This is a genomic window from Arthrobacter sp. 05L417 (genome assembly GCF_056397865.1).
On sequence record NZ_JBFTOG010000018.1, the window covers coordinates 42,335 to 64,326 of the forward strand.

At 64.7% G+C, this 21,992-nt stretch carries 23 protein-coding genes; 13 read left to right on the forward strand and 10 right to left on the reverse strand.

Annotation, left to right across the window (positions count from 1 at the left end; genetic code table 11):
• Window positions 1-29 precede the first annotated feature (29 nt).
• Window positions 30-1,430 carry an MFS transporter gene (locus AC1DJW_RS14265; RefSeq protein WP_476901711.1) on the forward strand — a complete coding sequence of 467 codons (1,401 nt, stop codon included), beginning with the start codon at window positions 30-32 and terminating at the stop codon, window positions 1,428-1,430.
• Between the two features lie 15 nt (window positions 1,431-1,445).
• Here the strand turns inward: AC1DJW_RS14265 and AC1DJW_RS14270 are convergent, their stop codons facing one another.
• Both AC1DJW_RS14270 and AC1DJW_RS14275 read right to left on the reverse strand, forming a co-directional pair.
• Window positions 1,446-3,836, reverse strand: coding sequence for an ATP-binding cassette domain-containing protein (locus AC1DJW_RS14270; protein ID WP_476901712.1), 2,391 nt, complete (start codon window positions 3,834-3,836; stop codon window positions 1,446-1,448).
• A gap of 57 nt (window positions 3,837-3,893) precedes the next feature.
• Entirely contained in the window at window positions 3,894-4,253 is a 360-nt protein-coding gene (locus AC1DJW_RS14275) for a VOC family protein (protein ID WP_284753672.1), read from the reverse strand.
• A 215-nt stretch (window positions 4,254-4,468) separates the two neighbouring features.
• On the opposite strand from AC1DJW_RS14275, the gene AC1DJW_RS14280 reads away from it, so the two are divergent.
• Complete coding sequence (locus AC1DJW_RS14280; protein WP_476901713.1) at window positions 4,469-4,900, forward strand: YybH family protein; 432 nt, start codon at window positions 4,469-4,471, stop codon at window positions 4,898-4,900.
• Here AC1DJW_RS14280 and AC1DJW_RS14285 read toward each other — a convergent pair.
• Window positions 4,897-5,367 carry an NUDIX hydrolase gene (locus AC1DJW_RS14285; protein ID WP_476901714.1) on the reverse strand — a complete coding sequence of 157 codons (471 nt, stop codon included), beginning with the start codon at window positions 5,365-5,367 and terminating at the stop codon, window positions 4,897-4,899. The two genes, AC1DJW_RS14280 and AC1DJW_RS14285, sit on opposite strands and share 4 nt — an antisense overlap.
• 19 nt (window positions 5,368-5,386) lie before the next feature.
• A complete protein-coding gene (locus tag AC1DJW_RS14290) occupies window positions 5,387-6,019 on the reverse strand; it encodes a TetR family transcriptional regulator (RefSeq protein ID WP_476901715.1) in 633 nt (210 codons plus the stop codon).
• A gap of 82 nt (window positions 6,020-6,101) precedes the next feature.
• Between AC1DJW_RS14290 and AC1DJW_RS14295 the strand changes: the two genes are divergently transcribed.
• Window positions 6,102-6,881: an SDR family NAD(P)-dependent oxidoreductase gene (locus tag AC1DJW_RS14295; RefSeq protein ID WP_390282523.1), complete on the forward strand. Its 780-nt coding sequence runs from the start codon at window positions 6,102-6,104 to the stop codon at window positions 6,879-6,881.
• A 6-nt stretch (window positions 6,882-6,887) separates the two neighbouring features.
• Here the strand turns inward: AC1DJW_RS14295 and AC1DJW_RS14300 are convergent, their stop codons facing one another.
• A complete protein-coding gene (locus AC1DJW_RS14300; RefSeq protein ID WP_059389430.1) occupies window positions 6,888-7,139 on the reverse strand; it encodes a DUF2630 family protein in 252 nt (83 codons plus the stop codon).
• A gap of 158 nt (window positions 7,140-7,297) precedes the next feature.
• Here AC1DJW_RS14300 and AC1DJW_RS14305 point away from each other — a divergent pair, with 158 nt between their 5' ends.
• Window positions 7,298-7,915 carry a DnaJ family domain-containing protein gene (locus AC1DJW_RS14305; protein WP_476901716.1) on the forward strand — a complete coding sequence of 206 codons (618 nt, stop codon included), beginning with the start codon at window positions 7,298-7,300 and terminating at the stop codon, window positions 7,913-7,915.
• Window positions 7,916-8,153: 238 nt separating this feature from the next.
• Window positions 8,154-9,626, forward strand: a complete 1,473-nt coding sequence (locus AC1DJW_RS14310) for an HNH endonuclease (RefSeq protein ID WP_476901717.1) — start codon at window positions 8,154-8,156, stop codon at window positions 9,624-9,626.
• Here AC1DJW_RS14310 and AC1DJW_RS14315 read toward each other — a convergent pair.
• From AC1DJW_RS14315 to AC1DJW_RS14325, 3 genes are read right to left on the reverse strand one after another with little or no spacing between them, the layout of a single operon-like run.
• Window positions 9,623-9,844, reverse strand: a complete 222-nt coding sequence (locus AC1DJW_RS14315; RefSeq protein ID WP_476901718.1) for a nuclear transport factor 2 family protein — start codon at window positions 9,842-9,844, stop codon at window positions 9,623-9,625. The two genes, AC1DJW_RS14310 and AC1DJW_RS14315, sit on opposite strands and share 4 nt — an antisense overlap.
• Before the next feature lie 33 nt (window positions 9,845-9,877).
• A complete protein-coding gene (locus AC1DJW_RS14320; RefSeq protein ID WP_476901719.1) occupies window positions 9,878-10,693 on the reverse strand; it encodes an SDR family NAD(P)-dependent oxidoreductase in 816 nt (271 codons plus the stop codon).
• Window positions 10,690-11,433, reverse strand: coding sequence for a hypothetical protein (locus tag AC1DJW_RS14325; protein ID WP_476901720.1), 744 nt, complete (start codon window positions 11,431-11,433; stop codon window positions 10,690-10,692). Before AC1DJW_RS14325 ends, AC1DJW_RS14320 begins: the two co-directional genes overlap by 4 nt.
• 98 nt (window positions 11,434-11,531) lie before the next feature.
• Between AC1DJW_RS14325 and AC1DJW_RS14330 the strand changes: the two genes are divergently transcribed.
• A complete protein-coding gene (locus AC1DJW_RS14330; RefSeq protein WP_476901721.1) occupies window positions 11,532-12,053 on the forward strand; it encodes a MarR family winged helix-turn-helix transcriptional regulator in 522 nt (173 codons plus the stop codon).
• Window positions 12,054-12,057: 4 nt separating this feature from the next.
• On the opposite strand, the gene AC1DJW_RS14335 is transcribed toward AC1DJW_RS14330, so the two are convergent.
• Window positions 12,058-13,119, reverse strand: a complete 1,062-nt coding sequence (locus AC1DJW_RS14335; protein WP_390282532.1) for a Gfo/Idh/MocA family protein — start codon at window positions 13,117-13,119, stop codon at window positions 12,058-12,060.
• A gap of 1 nt (window position 13,120) precedes the next feature.
• Window positions 13,121-13,975, reverse strand: coding sequence for a sugar phosphate isomerase/epimerase family protein (locus AC1DJW_RS14340; protein WP_476901722.1), 855 nt, complete (start codon window positions 13,973-13,975; stop codon window positions 13,121-13,123).
• Window positions 13,976-14,128: 153 nt separating this feature from the next.
• On the opposite strand from AC1DJW_RS14340, the gene AC1DJW_RS14345 reads away from it, so the two are divergent.
• The 7 genes from AC1DJW_RS14345 (at window position 14,129) to AC1DJW_RS14375 (ending at window position 21,921) form a co-directional block, all read left to right on the forward strand.
• Window positions 14,129-15,646 carry a M81 family metallopeptidase gene (locus AC1DJW_RS14345; protein WP_476901723.1) on the forward strand — a complete coding sequence of 506 codons (1,518 nt, stop codon included), beginning with the start codon at window positions 14,129-14,131 and terminating at the stop codon, window positions 15,644-15,646.
• A gap of 149 nt (window positions 15,647-15,795) precedes the next feature.
• The gene (locus AC1DJW_RS14350; protein WP_476901724.1) at window positions 15,796-17,094 is read left to right on the forward strand and encodes an extracellular solute-binding protein; all 1,299 of its coding nucleotides are present in this window, start codon (window positions 15,796-15,798) and stop codon (window positions 17,092-17,094) included.
• A gap of 30 nt (window positions 17,095-17,124) precedes the next feature.
• Window positions 17,125-18,087, forward strand: a complete 963-nt coding sequence (locus AC1DJW_RS14355; protein WP_284753690.1) for a carbohydrate ABC transporter permease — start codon at window positions 17,125-17,127, stop codon at window positions 18,085-18,087.
• Window positions 18,088-18,927, forward strand: a complete 840-nt coding sequence (locus AC1DJW_RS14360; RefSeq protein WP_284753692.1) for a carbohydrate ABC transporter permease — start codon at window positions 18,088-18,090, stop codon at window positions 18,925-18,927.
• Between the two features lie 7 nt (window positions 18,928-18,934).
• Entirely contained in the window at window positions 18,935-19,945 is a 1,011-nt protein-coding gene (locus tag AC1DJW_RS14365) for an ROK family protein (RefSeq protein ID WP_476901725.1), read from the forward strand.
• A 2-nt stretch (window positions 19,946-19,947) separates the two neighbouring features.
• Window positions 19,948-21,147: an ROK family transcriptional regulator gene (locus tag AC1DJW_RS14370; protein WP_284753696.1), complete on the forward strand. Its 1,200-nt coding sequence runs from the start codon at window positions 19,948-19,950 to the stop codon at window positions 21,145-21,147.
• A gap of 27 nt (window positions 21,148-21,174) precedes the next feature.
• Entirely contained in the window at window positions 21,175-21,921 is a 747-nt protein-coding gene (locus AC1DJW_RS14375; protein WP_390282538.1) for a copper homeostasis protein CutC, read from the forward strand.
• The last annotated feature ends 71 nt before the right edge of the window (window positions 21,922-21,992 follow it).

The window sequence follows — 21,992 nt, forward strand, 5'->3', positions numbered from 1 at the left end:
ATCTTCTCCAGGGGCTGTTTCCTTAATCCATGACTCGCCCCGAAACCACTTTGCCGGCTCCGGTTCCTCCCTCGGCCACGGCCGATGCGCCACGGGCACGGCTCACGCTCATGATTGCGTCGCTGGGGTTCTTCCTCATCACCCTCGACATCCTGATCGTCAATGTCGCGCTCACCAGCATCGGCAAGGAACTCGGGGGCGGAACTGCCAGCCTCCAATGGGTGATCGACGGCTACACGCTGATGTTCGCCGCGTTGCTGCTGTTCGCGGGGAACTTGTCCGATCGGATCGGCGCGAAAAGGGCGCTCGGGTGGGGCATCGCACTGTTCCTTGTGGCGTCGGTCGCGTGCGCACTAGCGCCAACGTCGGGGGTCCTCATTGCCGCCCGTTTCCTCCAAGGAGGTGCGGCATCGATCATGCTGCCGGCGTCGATGGCGCTGATCCGGCAAGCGTTTCCCGATCCCCGCCGCCGCGCACATGCCCTCGGGATCTGGGCGGTCGGCGGGGCCGTGGCCGGAGCTGTGGGCCCACTTGTCGGTGGCCTTCTCACGACGCTGGACTGGCGGCTCGTCTTTGGCATCAACCTTCCCGTCTGCATCGCGATGCTGGTGCTCCTGGCTTCCGTTGCCACGTCCCCGCGACGGCCAACCCCATTCGACTGGGCCGGCCAGGCCGCGGCGATCGTTGCCCTGACCGCCTTGATGTACGGCCTCATTACGGGAGGAACCGAAGGCTTCGGCACGGCGCCCGTCAGCGGAAGCCTGATACTGGCAGCCGTAAGCCTCGCGGCTTTCCTCTTGATCCAGGCGCGCGGCCGGCACCCGATGATGCCGCTTGAACTGTTTCGCTCCACTGGCATGAGAATCTCGCTCTCGGTGGGGTTCGCGTTCATGGTGGGCCACTTCGGCACGGTCTTTGTCGTCAGTCTCTTCCTCCAACAGCACCTCGGGCTAACACCACTTCAGGCCGGTTTCACGTTCCTTCCGTCGGCGGCGTTCAGTATCGTCGGCAACATCGTCAGCGGAACCCTCTCGAACCGCTTCGGGACGCGGGTGCCGGTGGTCGTCGGATTGACGTCCATGGTGGTGGGCCTCACCGCCATGCTTCTCACAGCGCCGCTGGGATCGCCGCTGCTCGTCGGTACTTTCCTGATTTTCACGGGTTCCGGCGGATCGATCGCGATGCCGCAGGTTACCGCCGTCGTGCTCGCGAGCGTGCCGAGCGAAAAGGCGGGCACGGCAAGCGCAGTCTTCAACACCTTCCGCCAAGTGGGCGGCGCCGTAGCCATCGCCGTCTTCGGCGCCCTCATCGCCGACCGCGGCAACTTCGTCCACGGGATGCAGACCAGCTTCATCATCGCGGCGTCGCTTCTCCTCCTCACCGCGCTCGCCAGCCTCTTCATCCACTCACCGGGCGCCGCCAAAGACTAAGAGCCGTCCCGCTAGTCACCCTCCCACGTAAGCCGCCAAATGCTCGCCGGTGAGGGTGGAGCGGGCTGCGACGAGATTGGCGGGAGTGCCCTCGAAAACGATCTGTCCGCCGTCGTGACCGGCGCCCGGGCCGAGGTCGATGATCCAGTCGGCATGCGCCATGACCGCCTGGTGGTGCTCGATGACGATGACAGACTTCCCGGAGTCCACGAGCCGGTCGAGCAAACCGAGCAGCTGTTCGACGTCGGCGAGGTGCAAGCCCGAGGTGGGCTCGTCGAGAATGAGCACGCCGCCCTTTTCGCCCATGTGGGTGGCCAGCTTGATCCGCTGCCGCTCGCCGCCGGAAAGGGTGGTGAGCGGCTGGCCGAGGCTGAGGTATCCGAGTCCGACGTCGGCCAGCCTCTGCAGGATCGCGTGGGCTGCGGGGATCCTGGATTCACCCGCGGAGAAGAACTCCTCGGCCTCTTTCACCGACATCGCCAACACCTCCGCGATGTTCCGGCCACCGAGGCGGTACTCGAGCACCGCTGCCTGGAACCTCTTGCCCTCGCATTCCTCGCACGGAGTGGCGACGGTGTCCATGAACCCGAGGTCGGTGTAGATGACGCCCGCGCCGTTGCAGGTGGGGCACGCTCCCTCGGAGTTCGCGCTGAACAGCGCCGGCTTCACGCCATTGGCCTTCGCGAACGCCTTGCGGATGGGCTCGAGCAGCCCGGTGTAGGTCGCGGGGTTGCTCCGCCGCGAGCCTTTGATGGCCCCTTGGTCAATCGAAACGACGCCGTCCCGCTTGGACAGCGAGCCATGGATCAACGAGCTCTTCCCTGAACCGGCGACGCCCGTGACCACAACCAGGACCCCGAGCGGAATGTCGATGTCGACGTCGCGCAGGTTGTTCTCGCTCGCGCCACGGATTTCCAGTGCGCCGGCGGATGTCCGCACCGTCTTCTTGAGGGTTGAGCGATCCTCGAGGTGACGCCCCGTGAGGGTGCCGCTGGAACGCAGCCCTTCGAGGGTGCCTTCAAAGACCACTTCGCCACCGGCGGTGCCCGCGCCGGGACCGAGGTCGACGACGTGGTCGGCGATCGCGATCGCTTCCGGCTTGTGCTCCACGACGAGCACGGTGTTGCCCTTGTCCCGCAGTTGCAGCAACAGCTTGTTCATGCGCTGGATGTCGTGCGGGTGCAAGCCGATCGTGGGCTCGTCGAAGACGTAGGTGACGTCGGTCAGCGAGGAGCCCAAGTGCCGGATCATCTTGGTGCGCTGCGCCTCGCCGCCGGAGAGCGTACCTGCCGGCCGGTCGAGGGAGAGATAGCCGAGTCCGATCTCAGCGAACGAGTCGAGGAGGTGCCGCAGCCCTTTGAGGAGCGGTGCCACCGACGGTTCGTCGAGACCGCGCACCCATTCAGCGAGGTCGCTGATCTGCATCGAGCACGCGTCGGCGATGCTGATTCCCTTGATCTTGGACGAGCGGGCCGCCTCGGTGAGCCGGGTGCCGTCGCACTCGGGACAGGTGGTGAAGGTGATGGCCCGCTCCACGAAGGCACGGATGTGCGGCTGCATTCCCTCCGGGTCCTTGGAAAGCATGGACTTCTGGATCTTCGGGATCAGGCCCTCGTACGTCAGGTTGATTCCCTCGACCTTGATCTTGGTGGGCTCCTTGTGGAGCAGGTCGTGGAGTTCCTTCTTCGTGTACTTGCCGATCGGCTTGTCCATGTCGAAGAATCCCGAGCCGCCGAAGATGCGGCCGTACCAGCCGTCCATGCTGTAGCCGGGTATGGTGAGCGCGCCCTCGGCAAGCGACTTGCTGGCGTCGTACAGCGCGGTGAGGTCGAAGTCGGTGACCGAGCCCCGCCCTTCGCAGCGCGGACACATGCCGCCGGTGATGCTGAAACTCCGCCGCTCCTTCGTCGTCGTGCCACCGCGCTCGAAAGTGACCGCTCCCGCGCCGGAAACCGAGGCGACGTTGAACGAGAACGCCTGGGGCGATCCGATGTGCGGTTGGCCAAGCCGGCTGAAGAGCATGCGCAGCATGGTGTTCGCATCAGTGGCGGTACCGACCGTTGAACGGGTGTTCGCGCCCATCCGCTCCTGGTCGACGATGATCGCCGTCGTGAGTCCTTCGAGCAGGTCCACATCCGGCCGCGCCATGGTCGGCATGAACCCTTGCACGAAGGTGCTGTACGTCTCGTTGATCATGCGCTGCGACTCCGCCGCGATCGTGGCGAACACCAGGGAACTCTTGCCCGAACCGGAGACGCCCGTGAACACCGTCAGCCGGCGCTTGGGCAGCTCGATGCTGATGTCCTTGAGGTTGTTCTCCCGCGCTCCCTGCACGCGAATCAGATCGTGGGTGTCGGCGGTATGCAGCTCTGGCGACTGCGTGTCCGTGCTCGTGGCCGTGCTCATCGTGTCTCCATCTGGTACGCGGGTCCGTCTTCGGTCTTGGTCGGCAAGTCTGGTTGGCTACTGAGGATCCTGAAGCAGTCCGAGGACGTTGCCGTCCGGGTCGGTCACGGTGGCCACCAGACGGCCGCCGCCGACGTCGCGGGCTGCTTCCTTCAGGGTGGCGCCAGCGGCAGTCACCTCGGCCAGCTTTGCTTCGATGTCCGAAACGTGCCAGTAGGCGACGGGTGAGGTCATGGCCTGCGGGCCGCCTCCCGGAACGAGCCCGATGTGCTGGCCCGCGACATCGAAGCCGACGTAATACGGCCCGTCGGCCTGCGGCGCTGTCCCGAGCAAAGCGGTGTACACCGCCTTCGCCGCGGCGAGGTCGGTCACGGGATGCAGCACGGTCTTGATTCCCTCGTTGGAAGAGTCGCTCATGATCACTCCTGAAGTCATTAGGGGACGAAGCTGGCGTGGACGGTGTTGTCCATGACCGCCATTCTAGGCGCGGCCCGAAAGCAGCGCTTCTCCATTCCTGACCGGTCTTGTTCCGCGAGATTCGTTGTATGGACATCCCTGGTGAGTGGTGCCACCATGGCCGAATACGGGGCCTTGGCGCGCCGCGCCAGCGTAAAGCGAGGCTGGAGGAACCAATGCCGGAATCCGATCTCGAACTGATGGTGGAGAAGTACCATCGAGCGCTCGATGCGTTCGTCAAGGGAGACCCGGAGCAGCAGAAGAAGCTGTTCTCAAAGCGCGACGACGTCACGCTCGCTAACCCGCTCGGCCCGCCTGCGCGGGGCTCGAGCGCGGTCGAGGCGACGATGGATCGGGCGTCTTCCCAGCTGAGGGAGGGCGAGCCCATCAGATTCGAGCGAATCTCCGGGAACGCCGGGACGGAGCTTGCGTACATCGTCGAAATTGAATGGGCGCGGGCCAAGGTCGGCGGATCTGATGAGGTATCCCCGATACCCCTTCGAGTGACGACGATTTTCCGCCGGGAAGACGGCGAGTGGAAGGTCGTCCACCGTCACGCGGATCCCATACTTTCCCCGCGGCCCATCGAGTCGCTCGTCCAGAGCTAGTGTGGCCCAAGGTGCCGGATCAACGCGTCGAGGATCGGCACCTGCCCGCCTACCAATTTGGCGCGGGCTACGGTCTCCGTGGCCCAGATGGCGTCGTCGATCTCCGGATAGCTTCGGATGACGCCTGATCCGCGCGGCCATTCGAGATCGAAGGTGTTGCTCACGATTCTCTCCGGGTCGAAGTCCGATTCCGCTGTGAAAGCCGCCACGAGTTTGCCCGACGGTTGCCGGAAAATGCCCAGCTGCTGATAGTCGACGGCGGGAGCAGCAACGCCCATCTCCTCGGCGAATTCACGCTTGGCGGCTACCAGGGGATCCTCGTCTTCGAGGTATTCGCCTTTGGGAATGGACCAGGCGCGTGCATCCTTGTGCGCCCAGAAAGGTCCGCCCATGTGGGCTATCCAGAATTCCAATTCCGCCGCGGAATTCCGACGGTACAACAGAATGCCCGCGCTTCGAACTGTCATTTGCCCTCCCAGGCATAGGTTATCCGCCGGGTTCAGCGGCCGGAACCCGCAGCACGGCCATGGACTCAAGCAAATACGGCACCGGATCCGCCTCCGTCCCCGTGGCCCACTGCATCCACGCCTGGAAGGTCGCCCCGAGATAGGCGGCGCACAAATAGCCTGCCGCGCGTTCGCTGACGCCCTGCGCAACGAGGTAGATCCGTGCCCGGTCCCGCTGGGGAGCCAGGGCATCGTAGCTCCTGCTCGCCAGCTCCGGGTGCTCTGCGATCAGGCGCAGGCGCCCGCGCGTCACGGAAAGGTCCGGGATCGCCGAAACCCCGGCGATGGCGGCCGCCCGAAGTCCGGCGAGGATGCCGCCGTCGGAAGTGTCGCCGTCGGACTGCTCGGCTGTGCGAGCGGCCTCCAGCGCCCGGCCCGAGGCTTTCACCACCGGTTCCATGCCGCCCCACACAAGGTCAGCCTTGCTGGGGAAGTAGCGGTGCAGGCTCTTCCGCCCGATTCCCGCCTCTCGTGCGATGTCCTCCATTGACGTCCGCTCGTAGCCGTTCTCGGCAAAAAGCCGGAGTGCGACGCCAGCCACGGCGTCCGGGTCAATCGTCGCCGGGCGGCCGGTGGTGCGCGCGACGGCGGGCTTCGTATGGTCTGAGGGCATCTTTCCAGTATCCACTCTTACATAATGACACGGAGTGTCATAAGGTGGATGGAAAGCCATCAACACGTTCGGGAGGAACAACATGGGCAACGAAGCTGCATGGCAGGAAGCCACCATCAATGGCCGTTTTGCCGGAAAAACGGTGATCATCACAGGGGCGGGCTCGGGCATCGGCCAGGCCACGGCCCTGCGCGTCGCGAAGGAAGGCGGCCGGGTCATCGCCGCCGACATCAGCAAGGAGCGCCTTGACGCCTTGGTGGAGGAAAACAGCGGCCTGGACCTGGTTCCTGTGGCCGGCGACATCTCCACGGAGGAGACCGTTGCCGCGGTTGTCGTCGCCGCCGAAGGCCGTGTGGACGCCCTCGCCAACATCGCCGGCATCATGGATAACTTCGCCCCGATCCACGAAGTGGACGACGCCATGTGGGAGCGCGTCTTCCGGATCAACGTCACCGCCCTTATGCGCCTGACGCGCGCCGTGGTGCCCTTGATGCTGGAGACAGGCACCGGCTCCGTGGTCAACGTCGCCTCCGAGGCCGGGCTGCGCGGCTCCGCCGCCGGCGCCAGCTACACGGCGTCGAAGCACGCCGTCGTCGGCCTTACCAAGAACTCGGCCGTGATGTACGGGCCGAAGGGGCTTCGCTTCAACGCCGTTGCCCCCGGGCCAACCATCACCAACATCGAGGCAACGTGGGGGTCCCAGTTGGCCGCCGAACGCCTCGGCCCACTCATGCAGGCCACTGTCCCTAACCCAGCGACAGCCGCGCAGTTGGCTGCGTCCATCACCTTCCTGCTCAGCGACGACGGCACCAACGTCAACGGCGCCATCCTCGCCTCCGACGGCGGCTGGTCGGCGCTGTAGGGCGCTTCAGCCGGTGTAGCCTTCCACCTGCTTTGGGGGCCGTGGTTTGGCCTCGTTCGGGTTCTCCCCGTATTGCCTCTTGGCCCGCCGTTGGCGCAGCAGGTCCCAGCTCTGATCCAGGTCCTGTTCGATGCGCTCCAGCCTTGCACGGTCGGGGGCGTGCGCAGGACCCGGCGGGGCCGCCTCTGCCTTCTCCCGGAGTTCCCGCTCCTCCTCCACAAGTGACTGGATGTGGTGCAGAATGCCCTGTTCGTCCATGGTTACCTCTTCCTGAACTAGCCGTTACCAGTCAGGTTAGTGAGCTGCGCTAGGCGTGAACAGAGGCCGTGTTCGCGGGAGCCATCCCGGCAATCTCCCGTTTGCGGAATACTTGGACGCAGATCCAGGATTTCCGCAGGCGAAGGCGGTGGTTGGCCGTGAACGGCGAAAACAGCGTGTTCAAGCGCCGGCTGGAGCGAGCCATGGAGCTGCGGAATATCCGCGCAACCGGCATGACGGCCGAAGAAGAAGCCGACTTGGAGGCCGCCGAGGAGGAAGAGCGTCGGAAGCGCAAGAAGGTGGACGACGCCGCGCGGGTGGAATACCTGATTCGCGACGCCATGGCGCAGGGGAAGTTCGACAACCTGAAGTACGCAGGCAAGCCGATCCCCGGGCTGGGGGAGCGTTACGATCCCGATTGGTGGGTCAAAGGCCTCATCCAGCGAGAACATCTCAGCGGACTTGGCCCGAAAGCCATTTTGCTCCGCACCGAGGATGCCGAGTTGGATGCAAAGCTTGACGCGTTGTACTCGGAAAAGCAGGTGCGCGATCTTGTGGAGGACTTCAATGCCCGGGTCATTGACGCGCGGCGCCAGCTCCAGGGCGGCCCTCCGGTTATCACGAAAACCCGCGACGTCGGCGTCGAGCTGGAACGCTGGCGCGAGCGCCGGGTGGCGGCTGCTGAGGCTGCCGAGAAAGCCGCTGCGGCGGCCGCCGCGCAGAAACGTGTCACCGAGCGGTCGTGGTGGCACCGTCTCTGGGGCACCCCCGGCTAGGGAACGCTTGGGAAACCCGGTAGTGGAATCCGGCCCGCGGCGCGACGCATCGACGTCGTCGTTGTCCGAGACAAGCCAGGCACCCGCGTTGTTGCCGAGGACGTCGTTGCGATGAATGTTCGCGGTGACCGCCCGGCCGGCACCTTAAATGTCAGACCCTCCCCCTAGCCTGAAAGTGTCAGGCAGCCGAGTGGCCTCGCATGGTTGAGGGGCAGGAATCCAGGAAGGGGGGGCAGGCGTGGAAAACCGGGTGTTCGGAGCGGAAGGCGATGCGTGGGTTCCGGCCGTCAGCTTCACAGACCGGGAGGATTCGCCGCTGGTTGGCACCGTGAGCCTGCCGCTCGCATCCTTCCTCAGTGCCGACGATGCGCTCAGTGTTGTGGAATCGACCGACAGGCTCATTGCCTGGGCCACGGCCGTGAAGTATCAGGCCCTGGTCCGCGTTGAAGAAGTAATCGGTGAAGAATCCCCGAGGAGGCACGAGAGGCAGCCGGTACGGTTCGGTGGGGACGAGGCCCATGCCTTGGCTGTCTCCGAAGTGTCCACCGCCTGCGCCCTGACGGAGGGCACGGCCGCGCGCTTGCTGAATGATGCCGCGGATCTTGCTACGTCCCAGTGGGCAGTCCTCGAGGCGGTCGAGGCCGGGGAGATCTCCGAGATGCACGCCCGGATCATTCTCGACCAGGCCCGTTCCCTCCCGGCCGAGCACGCCGAAAAATTCGCTACCGTGGCCCTGCTGCGCACGCGGACGCGGCAGGGCCGGCGCCGCACGCCGTCAGAGTTCCGCGCCTGCCTGCGGCGGCTGCGGGAGCACGTGCACCCCGAAAGCATCATCGCCCGCAAAGAGTCTGCCCAGCGTGAGCGCGGCGTGTGGTTCACGGCCGAGCCGGACGGCATGTGCACGTTGTCCGCGTTCCTCACGGCGGAGGTCGGGATGGCCATTTACAACGGCCTCGACCATGATGCGCGGCAGGCCAGTGCGCGGGCTGCGGAGCTTGGAGATCTTCCGGGGCCGCACCCTACGTCCGATTTTGGTGCCGCCTTCGATTCCCGCACGCTGTCGGAGCTCCGCGCGGATGCGCTGGCCTACCGCCTCTTTGGTGGATCTGACCGGCTTTTGAGTGGATCAGGCGAGCTGCTTGGCGGATCTGACGTGCCCGAATCCGGGGCATTCCGCGCCGAGGTCGTGGTAACCATTCCCGTTGGATCCGTCTTTGGCGGCAGCATCGTGCCCGACGGTGGCGAGTTCGAAACAGCTGAACTCGAAGGATACGGACCAATAGACGCTGCAACGGCCCGGCGCATGGCGGCCCTTGCGCCAACGTGGCAACGGCTGTTCACGGACTGCACCAGCGGCCAGGTCCTGGGTGTGGGGCGCACGGCCTACCGTCCACCGAAGGCGCTTCGCCGGTACCTGCAGTGCCGTGACGGGACCTGCCGGTTCCCCGGGTGCACGCGGAGGGTTGTCGTTTGCGAACCCGACCACATCACCGAGTGGCAGGATGGCGGCACCACTGACGCCGACAACCTTGCAATGCTCTGCCGAAAGCACCACGCGCTGAAGTCCATAGGCGCCTGGAGCTATAGACAGTCCTCACCAACCGGCGACCTCGAGTGGAAGTCGCCCCTCCGTCGGCAATACAGGACCGAGGCGGCAGATGTTGGCAGGACGGTCCATTTGCTCCAGCGGCCAGAACCCCCGCCTTTCTAGGGCGGGGCCTGCAGTGGTGCGGTTTGGGTGGCGCGGCTTGGGCGCCGTAAGTTCTGCGTGTCCTCGGGCTGTGCCAGGGGTGATAAGTGCAGGCCTGCTAACTGCCACCGTTCGTCCTCCCTGACCATGATCTGCGTAACGCGGAACTGGCCGTTGGACGGTTGTCCGCGGTAGGCGGACTGTTGGTGCTGGACCCGGATGAGGCGGCGCTTGCCCAAAGAAAGCTGAGTTCTTCGAGGTCGGGATGGTATTCATTCATGGCTGGTTCCCTTTCTGCTGGTGTTGAACGAAGGCGTTCCTGCCAGCCGGCCGCCGTCGACGGCGAGCACGGTTCCGGTGACGAACGACGACTGCTCCGAGCAGAGCCAGACGGCGGCAGCGGCAACCTCGGCCGTGGAGCCGATGCGTCCCAGCGGCACGGCGGCGGCGACGCGGTCCTGGGCCGCTTGGCCCGCCCCTGCGAGTCGCTCGGTGAGGATGGGGCCAGGAGCGATCGCGTTGACCCTGATCCCCTGGGAGGCGTAGTCGAGCGCGGCCACCCGGGTCAGGCCACCGACGCCGAACTTGCTCGCCACGTAGCCGCTCATGCCGGCAACGCCTTGTTCGCCCGCGGTGGAGGACATGTTGACGATCGCTCCGCCGTCTCCGCTTTCCAGCATGAGCTCGATTTCGTATTTCAGGCAGAGGAACACTCCGCGCAGGTTGACCGAAATCGCGCTGTCGAACTCCTCGCTCGCCCACTCGGCCAGGGGCGCCGGGATCCGCCCGCCGCCTGCGGCGTTGTTGACCGCGGCGTCGAGCCGTCCGAAGCGGTCCCGGATCTGTGCCATCAGGGCTTTCACCGAGTCCTCATCGCCCACATCCACGGCCATGGCCACCGCTTTTCCGCCGCCCGAAGTGATGTTGGCGAGCTGATGTGACAGGCTTGCGCCGTCGCGCGAGGCAAGGACGACGTCCGCTCCGGCGCGAGCCAGCGCAGTTGCGATCTCCGCACCGATTCCGCGGCTCGCTCCGGTGACGAGCGCGACCTTGCCGGACAGCGGCCGGGCGGGATCCGACGTCGTCATGGCGTTGTCCGGCTCGTGTGCGGCGCGTGCGCCCGTGGCTCTTGGTTCGCGGCTGCCCGGTTGCGCGGGAGCAGGAAGCCTGCGGCAACCAGCCAGAGCAGCCCGCCGAAGCGTCCGATCGGCAGTAGGAACTGAAGAGGCTCGATCGCCATCGACAGGAAGCTCAACTCGGACAGTGCGGCAATGACCAGGCCGGTCCAAGCCAGCCAACGGGGCATGAAGCCAAGGATCAGGGCCGGGACGGCAATTCCCGCCATGAGCAGGCCGGTCCCGACGACGAAGCCGACCCCTCCCGTGATGAACGCGAGGAAGTCGAGCGCGTGGGTGAGCGTCACATCCGTGGTGATTTCCGGCCGGCTCAGCAGCCACGTCACGGAACCCGACAACATCAGGAAGATGGCCGCGCTGACGCCGCCAAAGAAGCCAATGGCCGGTCCGGGAACACGCACGCCAAGCCGGAGCTGCCGGGCGTAGACGGTGGCCGCGTAGATCCCCAATGGCACTCCGGAGCCGAATTGGAGCATGCCGCCGAGCCGCGTCGCAGCGACGTTTTGCTGGAAGAATGCGGCCACCTGCCCCGCCGGGGCAAAGGGCGAGACGAACGTCTGGCCGCCGGTCAGGACTGCGGACGTGATGAGGCTGGCGAGGAAAATGCCCAGGCTGACGAGGGCAAGAACGCCGGGGTGTGGGCCGCCTGACCGGGCTGGACGGCCTTCATCGGGAATCGAACGACTACTCATGGCTGAACCTTTCTAGCAGTGGCTGGACTTTCGTAATTGCATCACTACTGAAATGGTTCACCTCTGGAATTATTCTGTCAAGCATGTATTCTGAAGACATGGACTTAGCCACACCGGGCCGGCCGAGACGGACCGCATTTCTCTTGTCGCAGCTAGGCGCCGCGGCATCGTCCCGCTTTGCGGACCGCACACGGGATATCGGGCTCACGCCCAGCGACGCCGGTGTCATCCGCCTGATCGGACGCGCCCCCGGGTTGAGCCAGCGCTCCCTTGCGGACAGGCTCGGTGCCGTCCCCAGCCGGGTGGTTTCACTCATCGACTCGCTGCAGGAGCGCGGCCTGGTGGAGAGGATGCGCAGCAGTACGGACCGGCGGAACTATGAACTGCACCTCACGGAGGCCGGCAAGCGCGTGCTGGGGGAACTTCGCGGGATTGCCGAACAGCATGAAGCGGAGCTGCTGGCCCCACTAAACGACGAACAGATCACGCAACTTGGCGAGCTGCTCGCGCAGCTCGCCAACGGCCACGGGCTGGACAGGGACCTCCACCGCGATGTCGGCCGCCAGTCCGGACGCGATGTCGGAGCTGACGGCGGACCTGAGCGGGCACGAAAGGCCTGAGCGGCTACAGCACCACCTCGTGGCCTGTCCTGCTGGACTCGTAGATCGCAGAGATGATCTTGATGAGCTCAAGGCCGTGGGTGGCCGGAGCGGCCTCGGCGGCATCGCCCCGGGCAGTAGCCAGGAACTGCTCCACCTCATTGCGGTATGCCACAGTGCTAAAAGTCGGCGAATCCAGCACGGGCGAAATATCCAGCAGCGTGTCGTGCTGTTCGGTGAAGATTTCCAGCGTCGGCTCCAGCTGCGCGCCGCCTTTGTCTCCGAAGATTTGGACCTTGGTTTCATCCGCGCCGTGCATCGAGTAGCTGGTGTCGAAATGCATCACTGCGCCATTGCTGAACTTGATCAGTGCTGTGGCAAGATCCTCGACGGGGTCCGCCGGGGGTCGTGCCGGATCGAAATCGGCGGAGAGATACCGGCTGAAGTTCGAGATATTGTTCCGTGCACCGATCTTGTGGAAGACGGTCCCAGAGACCGAAGCCACGGAGGGACAGCCCATGAGCCACCAGCAAATGTCGATGAAATGGACGCCCAAGTCGATGAGCGGACCTCCGCCGGACAAGGCTTTGTCGGCGAACCAGCCGCCGGGATTTCCTACCCGGCGCAGGCAAGTGGCCTTGGCGTAGTAGATCTGCCCGAGGTCGCCGGCGTCGATGAAGCGCTTGAGTACCTCGGCGTTGGGCGAGAAACGGCGGACATACGCTACCTGCAAGACGGCCGCACTCCGCTGGGAGGCAGCAGCAACAGCCAAAGCCTCCTCCAGGGAGGCCGTCATGGGCTTCTCGACCAGTACATGCTTGCCGGCCTCGAGCGCCGCAATCACGATTTCGGCGTGCGTGTCATTGCGCGTGCAGATGCTGACGGCGTCGATCTCGGGATCGGCCAGGAGCTCCTTGTAGTCCGTGAAGACCTTGACCGCTCCGTATTCCGCGGCCCGGCTCCCGGCACGCACAGCGTCGATGTCGCAGACAGCCACCAGGTGCGCCGACGGCGAATCACGGTATGCGTCCAGGTGCATGTCCGAGATTGTCCCCAGCCCGATGACCCCAACGTTCAATGCCCCCATGTCAGCAGCCCTCCCACAATGCGGCGGCGTTGCGCAGCGATTCGGGCGCCGCCGTGAGGCAGTCCTCGCGGCCCTCGTATTCCACCGAACACGGTCCGCTGAAACCGAAGTCCTTGATCAGGCGAAGGACACGCGGCAGGTCCATGTCCCCGAGTCCGAACACGGAGCCCTGGATATGGTCCCCTGCCAGCGTTTGCAGCCAGCCGTCGCCGGGGTTTCGCTTCCGGCGGTAGAAATCCTTCAGATGCACCACAGACGCGTAGGGGATGAGTTTGGCGACGGCCGATTCCGGCACCTCATCGACGCACAGGAAGTTGCCGATGTCCAAGGTGATCTTGAAATTGTCGCGGTCCACCGCGTGCACCAACTGCAGCAACCGTTCGCTGACGTTGAAGGCCATGCCGTGGTTTTCCACGCTGGTGGTGATTCCCAGGGTTGCCGCGTAGTCGGCGAGTTCCCTGGATGCAGGGACCACCTTCTCCAGGGCATCCCGGTATTCGATGTATGAGGCGGGGCGCCAGGCCCACGGGACAACATCGTGGCGGAAGCGGCTGATCCCCATCCGGTGGGCCGTGTCCAAGTGCGTCTTCACCCGGGCGATTTCAGCCGCCGCGTCGGCGCCAAGGAAATCCGCACCCACCACATAGTTGACCAAGGCGATCCCGGACGCCTCTGCACGCTCGCGCAGCCCTTCGGCTGCCCCGTGGTCCGCGGAAAGGTCCACGCCCAGTCCGGCCTCGGCCACTTCGAGATGGCCGGCCTGATGGGATGCCGCCCAGCCCGGCAGGTCCAAAAGGCCCACCCGGCCGTCAGCCAAGGCTCCCGCCAAACTGTACGTACTCAGCCCAATCTGCATTGTTCGATCCTCTTCCGTGGAGTCCGCGTGCCGTCACTTGCGAGCCCACGTTAGGCAGGATTCCGGGCGAAAAGGGCTGGTTGAACTTCATTCGGCATTGAACTTTCGCGGCCGCGCCCCGGTCCCGCAGCGAACCTCAATATCGTGGCAGGCATGATGGAAAAGAAGCACCGGATCCTCATTACCGGAATCGCCCTCGAGGCCAGCACCTATTCCCCTGCCCGGACCCGCACGCAGGACTTTGTCCGGCGGGATGGCCAGGAGATCTTGGACCAGTACCCCTTTTTCGCCCCGGACCATCCGGTGCGCGAGGCGGCGGAATGGCTGCCGCTTGTCCACTTCCGTTCCATCCCGGGCGGGGCTGTCCCCTCCGCGGACTATGCCGAGATGAAACGGACGATTCTTTCCGCTGTGGCGGATGCTCTGCACGCAGGCCCCGTGGACGGGCTCTATTTCGACATCCACGGTGCCATGAGCGTTGAAGGCCTCGACGATCCCGAGGGTGATTTGCTCCTTGCCCTGCGCGGTCTGATCGGCCCGGACGTACTGGTGTCCAGCGGCATGGACCTGCACGGCAACGTTTCCTGGACTTTGGCGCACCAACTCGATATCCCCAGTTGCTACCGCATGGCCCCGCACGAGGACTGGCTGGAAACCAAGGAACGCGCCGCCGTGAACCTGCTGGAGCGATTGGCATTACCGGAGGCCGCCCGCCGCCCCATCAAGGCCTGGGTTCCGGTCCCCATCCTGCTGCCCGGGGAAAAGACCAGCACCCGATTGGAACCGGCCAAGTCGCTATATGAGGAGGTCGGGGTGATCGCCGGGCGGCCCGGCGTGCTCGACGCCGCGCTATGGATCGGTTATGCCTGGGCAGACGAGCCGCGCAACCGGGCCGTGGTGATGGTCACCGGTGACGACGCCGACGCCGTCGCACGCCATGCGAGCGGGCTCGCCGTCGATATGTGGAACAGGCGGGACGAGTTCCGTTTCGTGGCGCCCTCGGCGCCGCTCGCTGAATGCCTCGCGGCAGCGGAGGCGAGCACGAAGCGGCCGTATTTCATCAGCGATTCCGGGGACAATCCCACGGCCGGGGGAGCCGGTGACGTCACTTGGACCCTGCACAAACTCCTTGAGCACCCACCCATCGCCGCCGGAACGATGCAGGCAATCTACGCTTCGATCCCGGATCCTGCCGCGGTGGACGCGTGCATTGGCGCCGGCGTCGGTGGATCCGTCTCGGTGGACGTGGGCGCCCGCGTGGACGGCACACAGTCCGGTCCGGCGCGGCTGGACGGCATTGTGGAGCATCTGGCTCAGGGCGACCCTGTGGCCATTGACGAGGCCGTCATCCGCGTTGGCGGGCTGCGCGTCATCGTGACCCGGCGGCGCAAGCCGTATCACCTGGAATCGGACTTCCTCCGGAACGGCTTGGATGCCCGGACAGCCGACGTTGTGGTGGTCAAGATCGGCTACCTCGAGCCCGAGCTCTTCGACATGGCCGCGGACTGGATGCTGGCGCTCACTCCAGGCGGCGTGGACCAGGACCTGCACCGGCTGGGCCACCGCAGGATAGCGCGGCCCATGTTCCCGTTCGACGACGGCGGTGCAGCGCCCGACCTGACCGCACGGTTGGTACCTGCGTCGAACCAGCCGGCGGGCGTAGAGCGCTGAGGGGCGGGCCGCGTGCGTCCGGGCTCCAAATCGGACCCTAACTAAGTTCGATTCTGAACTAAGTTAGAGGCCCTTCCGAAGCATCATGCCTCCATGATTTCGTTTCCTGCATGGTCAATCGACCCTGTGAGTTCAAAGTGGAGGAAGCGATGAAAGAACTTAGTCGACGTGGTTTGCTCGGTCTGGGCGGAGCCCTGGGTGCCGCAGCCTTGCTGTCCGCATGTGGCGAGGCCTCGGGCTCCGCCTCTTCGGACAGCCTCTCCACTCCGGCAAAGCTGCGGGTCTGGTTCATGAAGGACTCCGTGTCGGACAAGGCCCAGGCGTGGCTCAAGCAGGAGTTCGAAAACAAGTTCCAGGGATCCACCCTCACCATCGAGCAGCAGGAGTGGGATGGCATCGTCCCGAAGCTCCAGACGGCCCTCGCCAGCCCCGAATCGACGCCGGACATCATCGAACTCGGCAACACCCAGGCGCCCACCTTCTGTGCGGTAGGAGCATTGGCCGACCTGAGCGGCATGAAGGAAGAGCTGGGCGGTGCGAATCTGACTAAATCGCTCGTGGAACTCGGCAGCTTCGAGAACAAGATGTACGCCGCCCCCTTCTACGCGGGAAGCCGGATCGTGTTCTACCGGAAGGACATGTTCCAGCAGCTCGGGCTCGCGATACCGAAGACCATTGATGAGCTGACCGCCGTCGCAACGAAGATCCAGACCGGCAACCCAGAGAAGAACGCACACTTTTCCGGGATGTTCCTGCCCGGGATTTCCTCACAATCCGCGTTCGCTTGGGTCTTCAGCAATGGCGGGCGGCTGGCCGTGCAGAAGGACGGGAAATGGGAAGGCAGCTTATCCTCGCCGGAAAGCCAGAAAGCCATCGCCCAGCTCCAGCAACTGTGGACGACCGGCTCCACCACCGGGACCATCACGGATTCGACCATCGGTTCCCAGCCGTACACCGCCTTCAACACGGGCGAGGCGGGAATGTTCTTCGGCTTCAACTTCCATCTGAAGAAGATCAAGAAGGAACTCCTGGACGCCGGCAAGGTGGGGTACTTCAACTTCCCGTCGCCTAAGGGCGACGCCGTGGGCAATCCTTTTGCCGGCGGCTCCAATGTGGCCATCTCGAACAACAGCAAGGCGCGGGGGCTGGCCAAGGAGGCCCTCAAGCTCATCTTCAGCAAGCCGTTCCAGGAGTTCTTCGCGACCGAGGGAGGCTGGGTCCCGGGAAACCTGAACTACGCCGCGGCCCTCGGGCAGGACGAATTGTCCAAGGTCACCATCGAGGCCGTCAGGAATTCCGTGGGCACCCCGGCAGCAAAGAACTGGGCATTGGTGGAGAGCGCCAAGGTGGTTGACGACTTCTTCGTGGCCATGGGCGCGCTGAAGGATCCCGTGGGGCTGGCCAAGATGGCCGACGCCAAAATGACGGAAATCCTCAACAGCAAGTAGGCCCGGCGGGAAGCAGAAAGGACCGAAGCCATGACCGTAACCAGTACCCGTGCGAAGCCGGAAGGGACCCTGCCCGACCGGACTGAACCAGCGGCCCCCAGGAAACGCAGGCGCAACCCCCTGCCGTACATCCTTCTGCTTCCCGCGGTGCTCATTGTCCTGGTGGACATGGGCTACCCGTTGCTCCGCCAAATCACCATGGCGTTCCAGCACTTTTCCCTTGAGCAACAGTTCGGCAAACCCGCGGAATTCGTCGGGCTCGACAATTTCACCCGGGTGCTCGGCGATTCGGCATTCTGGCTCACCCTGGGAAGATCCCTTGCCTTCTGCCTTGTGTGTGCCGCCCTGACAATGGCCATCGGGATCGGAGGCGCGCTTCTGCTCACCAAACTCTCGCGCCCGGTCTCCGTCTTCGTCCAGGCCGCCATGCTGCTGGCCTGGGCGATGCCCGTGTTGTCCTCGCTCCAAGTGTTCCAATGGATCTTCGATTCCAGGTCCGGGGTGGTCGACTGGACACTGGCCGGACTGGGAATGCAAGGGATGGCTGGCTACAACTGGTTTTCCAACCCCCTGACCTTCTTCGCGGTAGCGGCCATCCTGGTCATCTGGATGAGCGTGCCGCTGGTGGTCTTCATGGTCTACGCATCGGTCACCCAGATCGATGAGTCCATGCTGGAGGCCTCAACTCTCGATGGTGCCAACGGCTGGAAGCAATTCCGGGAAATCACCGTTCCCACCATCGCCCCGGTTCTCCTGCTGGTCACGATCCTTGAAATCATCTGGGACCTGCGGGTCTTTACGCAGATCTTCATCCTGCAGAAAAACGGCGGCATCACCGAGCAGACCAACGTCCTTGGCACATACGTCTACCAGGTGGGCTTGTCCGGCGGAGACTACGGTGTGGCTTCCGCGACCGCCCTGATCATGCTGCTGATCACGCTGCTCCTCACTTGGCGTTATGTCACCCAATTCCTGAAGCAGGGAGAAGTCTGAATGGCCCTCAAACCCAGCCCCGTCCGCCGCTCGGCGGCCAACATCACCGGCCTGGTCTTCGGGCTGCTGTGGATTTTCCCGGTCTACTGGTTGGTCAACAATTCGCTCGTCACGGACGACGCCTTGCAGTCCCGCACGCCGTCGTTCCTGCCGCTCGACTTTACTTGGGCGCACTACGAAACAGTGCTCCACGACAGCCGCTTCTGGTCCGCCCTGCGGATGAGCTTCGGGGTTGCCCTGATTGTGGTGGTGGCCGCATTGCTTTTCGCCTTCTTCGCGAGCATGGCGCTCAGCCGCTTTCGATTCAAGGGCCGCAAGATCATCATCATCTCGGTGCTCGTGATCCAGATGATCCCTGCTGAAGCCATGTTCATTTCCCAGTACAAGATGATCGACAGCTGGCACCTGCTCAACTCCGTGCTCGGCCTGAGCCTGCTGTACGTCGGGGCGTCCGTGCCTTTCACTATCTGGATGCTCAAGGGATTTGTTGACGGGGTCCCTGTGGAGCTCGAAGAGTCAGCGATGATTGACGGTTGCTCCCGAATGGGCGCATTCTTCCGGGTGACCTTTCCGCTACTGGGCTCCGGACTGGTGGCCTCCGGAATCTTCGCCTTCTTGGCCGCATGGAACGAATACACATTGGCGCTGGTACTGCTGAGCAGCGACAACAGCAAGACCCTCCCGCTGTGGATCCAAGGCTTCAGCGGCCAGAACCAGGCCACGGACTGGGGTGGGATCATGGCCGGGTCCACCCTCATGGCGCTACCGGTGATCATTCTCTTCGTCATCGTCCAGAAGAAGATGGCCCAGGGCCTCGTTGCCGGTGCGGTGAAAGGCTGACATGCAGTTGAGTGTTCAAACCGCCGGTTCCCCTCCGACGTCGTTGATTCCGGGACCGGGCGCTCCGGTGATGGTCTTCGACGTTGGCGGCACCGACCTCAAATACGGCGTCGTGGATTCCACTGGCCGCTTCGCACACCAAGGAAGCACACCAACGGCAATTGGTTCGCAGGAAAAATTCCTTGACCAGCTTTCCGGCCTCGTCGCCACCTACCAGGCTGGGCCCCGGGAGCAGCGACCGCAGGCAATCGCCGTCAACGCGCCGGGGATTGTGGATGCGAGCACCGGCGTTGTGGTCTCCGCAGTGAACCTGGGCTGGAGCGACTTCGCCCTCTCCTCGGCTTTGGAAACGCGCGTCGGACTTCCTGTGGTGCTCGGCAACGATGTGCAGATGGCCGGTTTGGCGGAGCACCGTCTGGGGGCCGCGAAGGGGCTGCGGAACGCCCTGGTGTTGGTCATCGGCACCGGGATCGCCAGCGCGGTCATCCTGGACGGCGAGGTGTACGACGGCGACGGGTACGCCGGAGAAATCGGCCACGCCCGCATGGAACCACTCACGAGCACCGTGGCCATCCTGTGCACGTGCGGCGCGTCAGGATGCCTGCAGACGGTGTCCTCAGCCTCGGCCATCGCACGCAACTATGCAGCCGTCTCCGGCACCCCCGTTGTTGGCGCGAAGGAAGTGATGGAGGCCGCAGCAGCGGGTGACCCGGCCGCCGTCGGGGTCCTGAACCAGGCATATGACGGGCTCGCGCTGGCGATCGCGCAGAGCGTCGCACTCCTGGCGCCGCAGGCCGTCATCTTCGGCGGTGGCCTGTCCAATGCCGGCGACGCGCTACTTCGCCCGGTAGCGGAGCGGCTGGACTCCATCCTGAGTTTCCACCGCAGGCCCCGGCTCCTGCCTGCGCGGTTCGGCTCTTCGGCGGGACTTCTCGGCGGCGCAGTGCAGGCCCGTCAGCTACTCTGCAAAGAGCAGCCCAACGGCGGGCAGCAGACACCGAGCCCCTGGAGGGACTGACTTTGGGTTACAAGCCTTCCTATGCCAAGACCGTCAAAAGAACCGGCCCCCGGGACATCGCGCTGACCGAATACTCCTCCAGCATCCTGTCCATGATCGCGAGCGGCCGGGCGACGTCGCGCGCCGACCTCGCGCGCACCCTGAACCTTGCCCCATCCACCATCACCATCAAGGTGAACGAGCTGATGGAAGCCGGGCTCATCAGCGAGAGCGGCTCAGGTTCGGCGACCGGAGGCCGAAGGCCAACGCTCCTGGAACTGGTCCCGGACGCGGGGTTCATCCTGGCGGCGGATTTGGGCGCCCATCATTTGTGGGTCGGCAAGCTGAACCTCTCAGGCAATCTGCTTGTCTCCGAAATCAGGACCATCGACATCAACGACGGCCCCGAAGTGGTTCTGCCCCAGGCCGCCGCGATGATGCGTGCCCTGAGCGATCCGGCCGTCGACCCGCCGCTGCGCGGCGTAGGGATGTCCTTGCCCGGACCGGTCAACTTTGCCTTGGGTGCGCTCGACTCGCCGTCCAGAATGCGCGGCTGGCACGAGTTCAAGGTCCGGAACTGGCTTGCCGAGGAATTCGGGACTTTGGCGGTAGTGGACAACGACGCCAACATGATGGCTTTGGGTGAGCACACGCTGCGCCAGCGGGAATCACCCGATTCCAAAGTCCGGCAGAACACGCTGTTCCTCAAAGCAGGGGCCGCGATCGGCTGCGGGCTCATCATTGACGGACAGGTCTACCGGGGCGCCACGGGAGCGGCCGGAGACATCGCCCACGTGCAGATCCCGGCCGCGGGCGATGCGCCATGCTCTTGCGGCAACCGCGGCTGCCTGGAGACGGTGGCCAGCGGGTCCGCCATCATCCGCGACCTGGCCGCCGTCGGGATCGATGCCGCGGACGTCAACGACATCGTCCTGCAGGTCAACAACGGCGACCCGCACACCACGACGCGAGTCCGCACTGCGGGCCGGATTTTGGGGCAGACCCTCAGCATCGTGGTGAATTTCGTGAACCCGGATGTGGTGGTGCTGGGCGGCGGACTTTCCCAATTGGAGCCGTATGTCGCCGCTGTGCGCTCGCAGCTCTACGAAAGCTGCCACCCGCTCGCCACCAAGAACATCGTGATCGAAGCCTCGCTCGCCGGTTCGCAAGCAGGCCTGCTAGGCGCGGGGCAGCTATGCCTGCGCACCGTGCTGGCCTCGTGAACATTCGGCCCGTCCGACGGAGGAACCATGAAGATTGAAATATGCGTGCAGGACCTGGACGGTGTTCGCTGTGCCATCGAAGCCGGCGCGGACCGCGTCGAGCTCTGTTCAGCGCTTGAGGCCGGCGGCCTTACCCCGAGCGCCGGCCTCGTTGAGGCAGCCGCTGGGCTCGCGCGCGACGCCGGTCGCCAGGATTTCGTCCACGTGCTCATCCGCCCGCGGCCGGGTGGCTTTGTCTATACACCTACCGAGATCGAGGTCATGAGGCGGGATGTCCGGCAGTCGCTTTCCCTCGGTGCCGACGGGGTCGTCGTCGGATTACTGACCGCGTCGGGCGACGTCGACGTCGCTGGCGCCGGGGCGCTGATCGATGCCGCGGGCGGGACCTTCGTCACGTTCCACCGCGCGGTGGATGCGGCCCGGGATCCGCTTCAAGCAGTGGACGACGCCGCCCGGCTGGGTGCGCAGCGCATTCTCACCTCGGGTGCAGCCCGGGCCGCTGGCGACGGTATTGACATGCTCAAACGCATGGTTGCGGCCCTCCCCACTGACGTTTCCGTCATGGCCGGCGGCGGCGTCACTGAGCGGGCCATACCCGCGCTTTTGGCCACGGGAATCCGTGACATACACTTCTCTGGCCGTAAGCTCATGGTCGATTCCGCTCCGTCCGGGCCAGGCGGCGGGGATGGGATACGCTCAGTCACGCATCCGGCCACAGTGGAGCGGATGGTCAAGGCGATGCGCACCGCGGAGGCAATGACGCACATGCGCTGATTTTTGCCACATTGTGGGGAATAGCAGCCGCATGGTGTATGTTGCACATTCGCCAGCAAATATACAAGAGA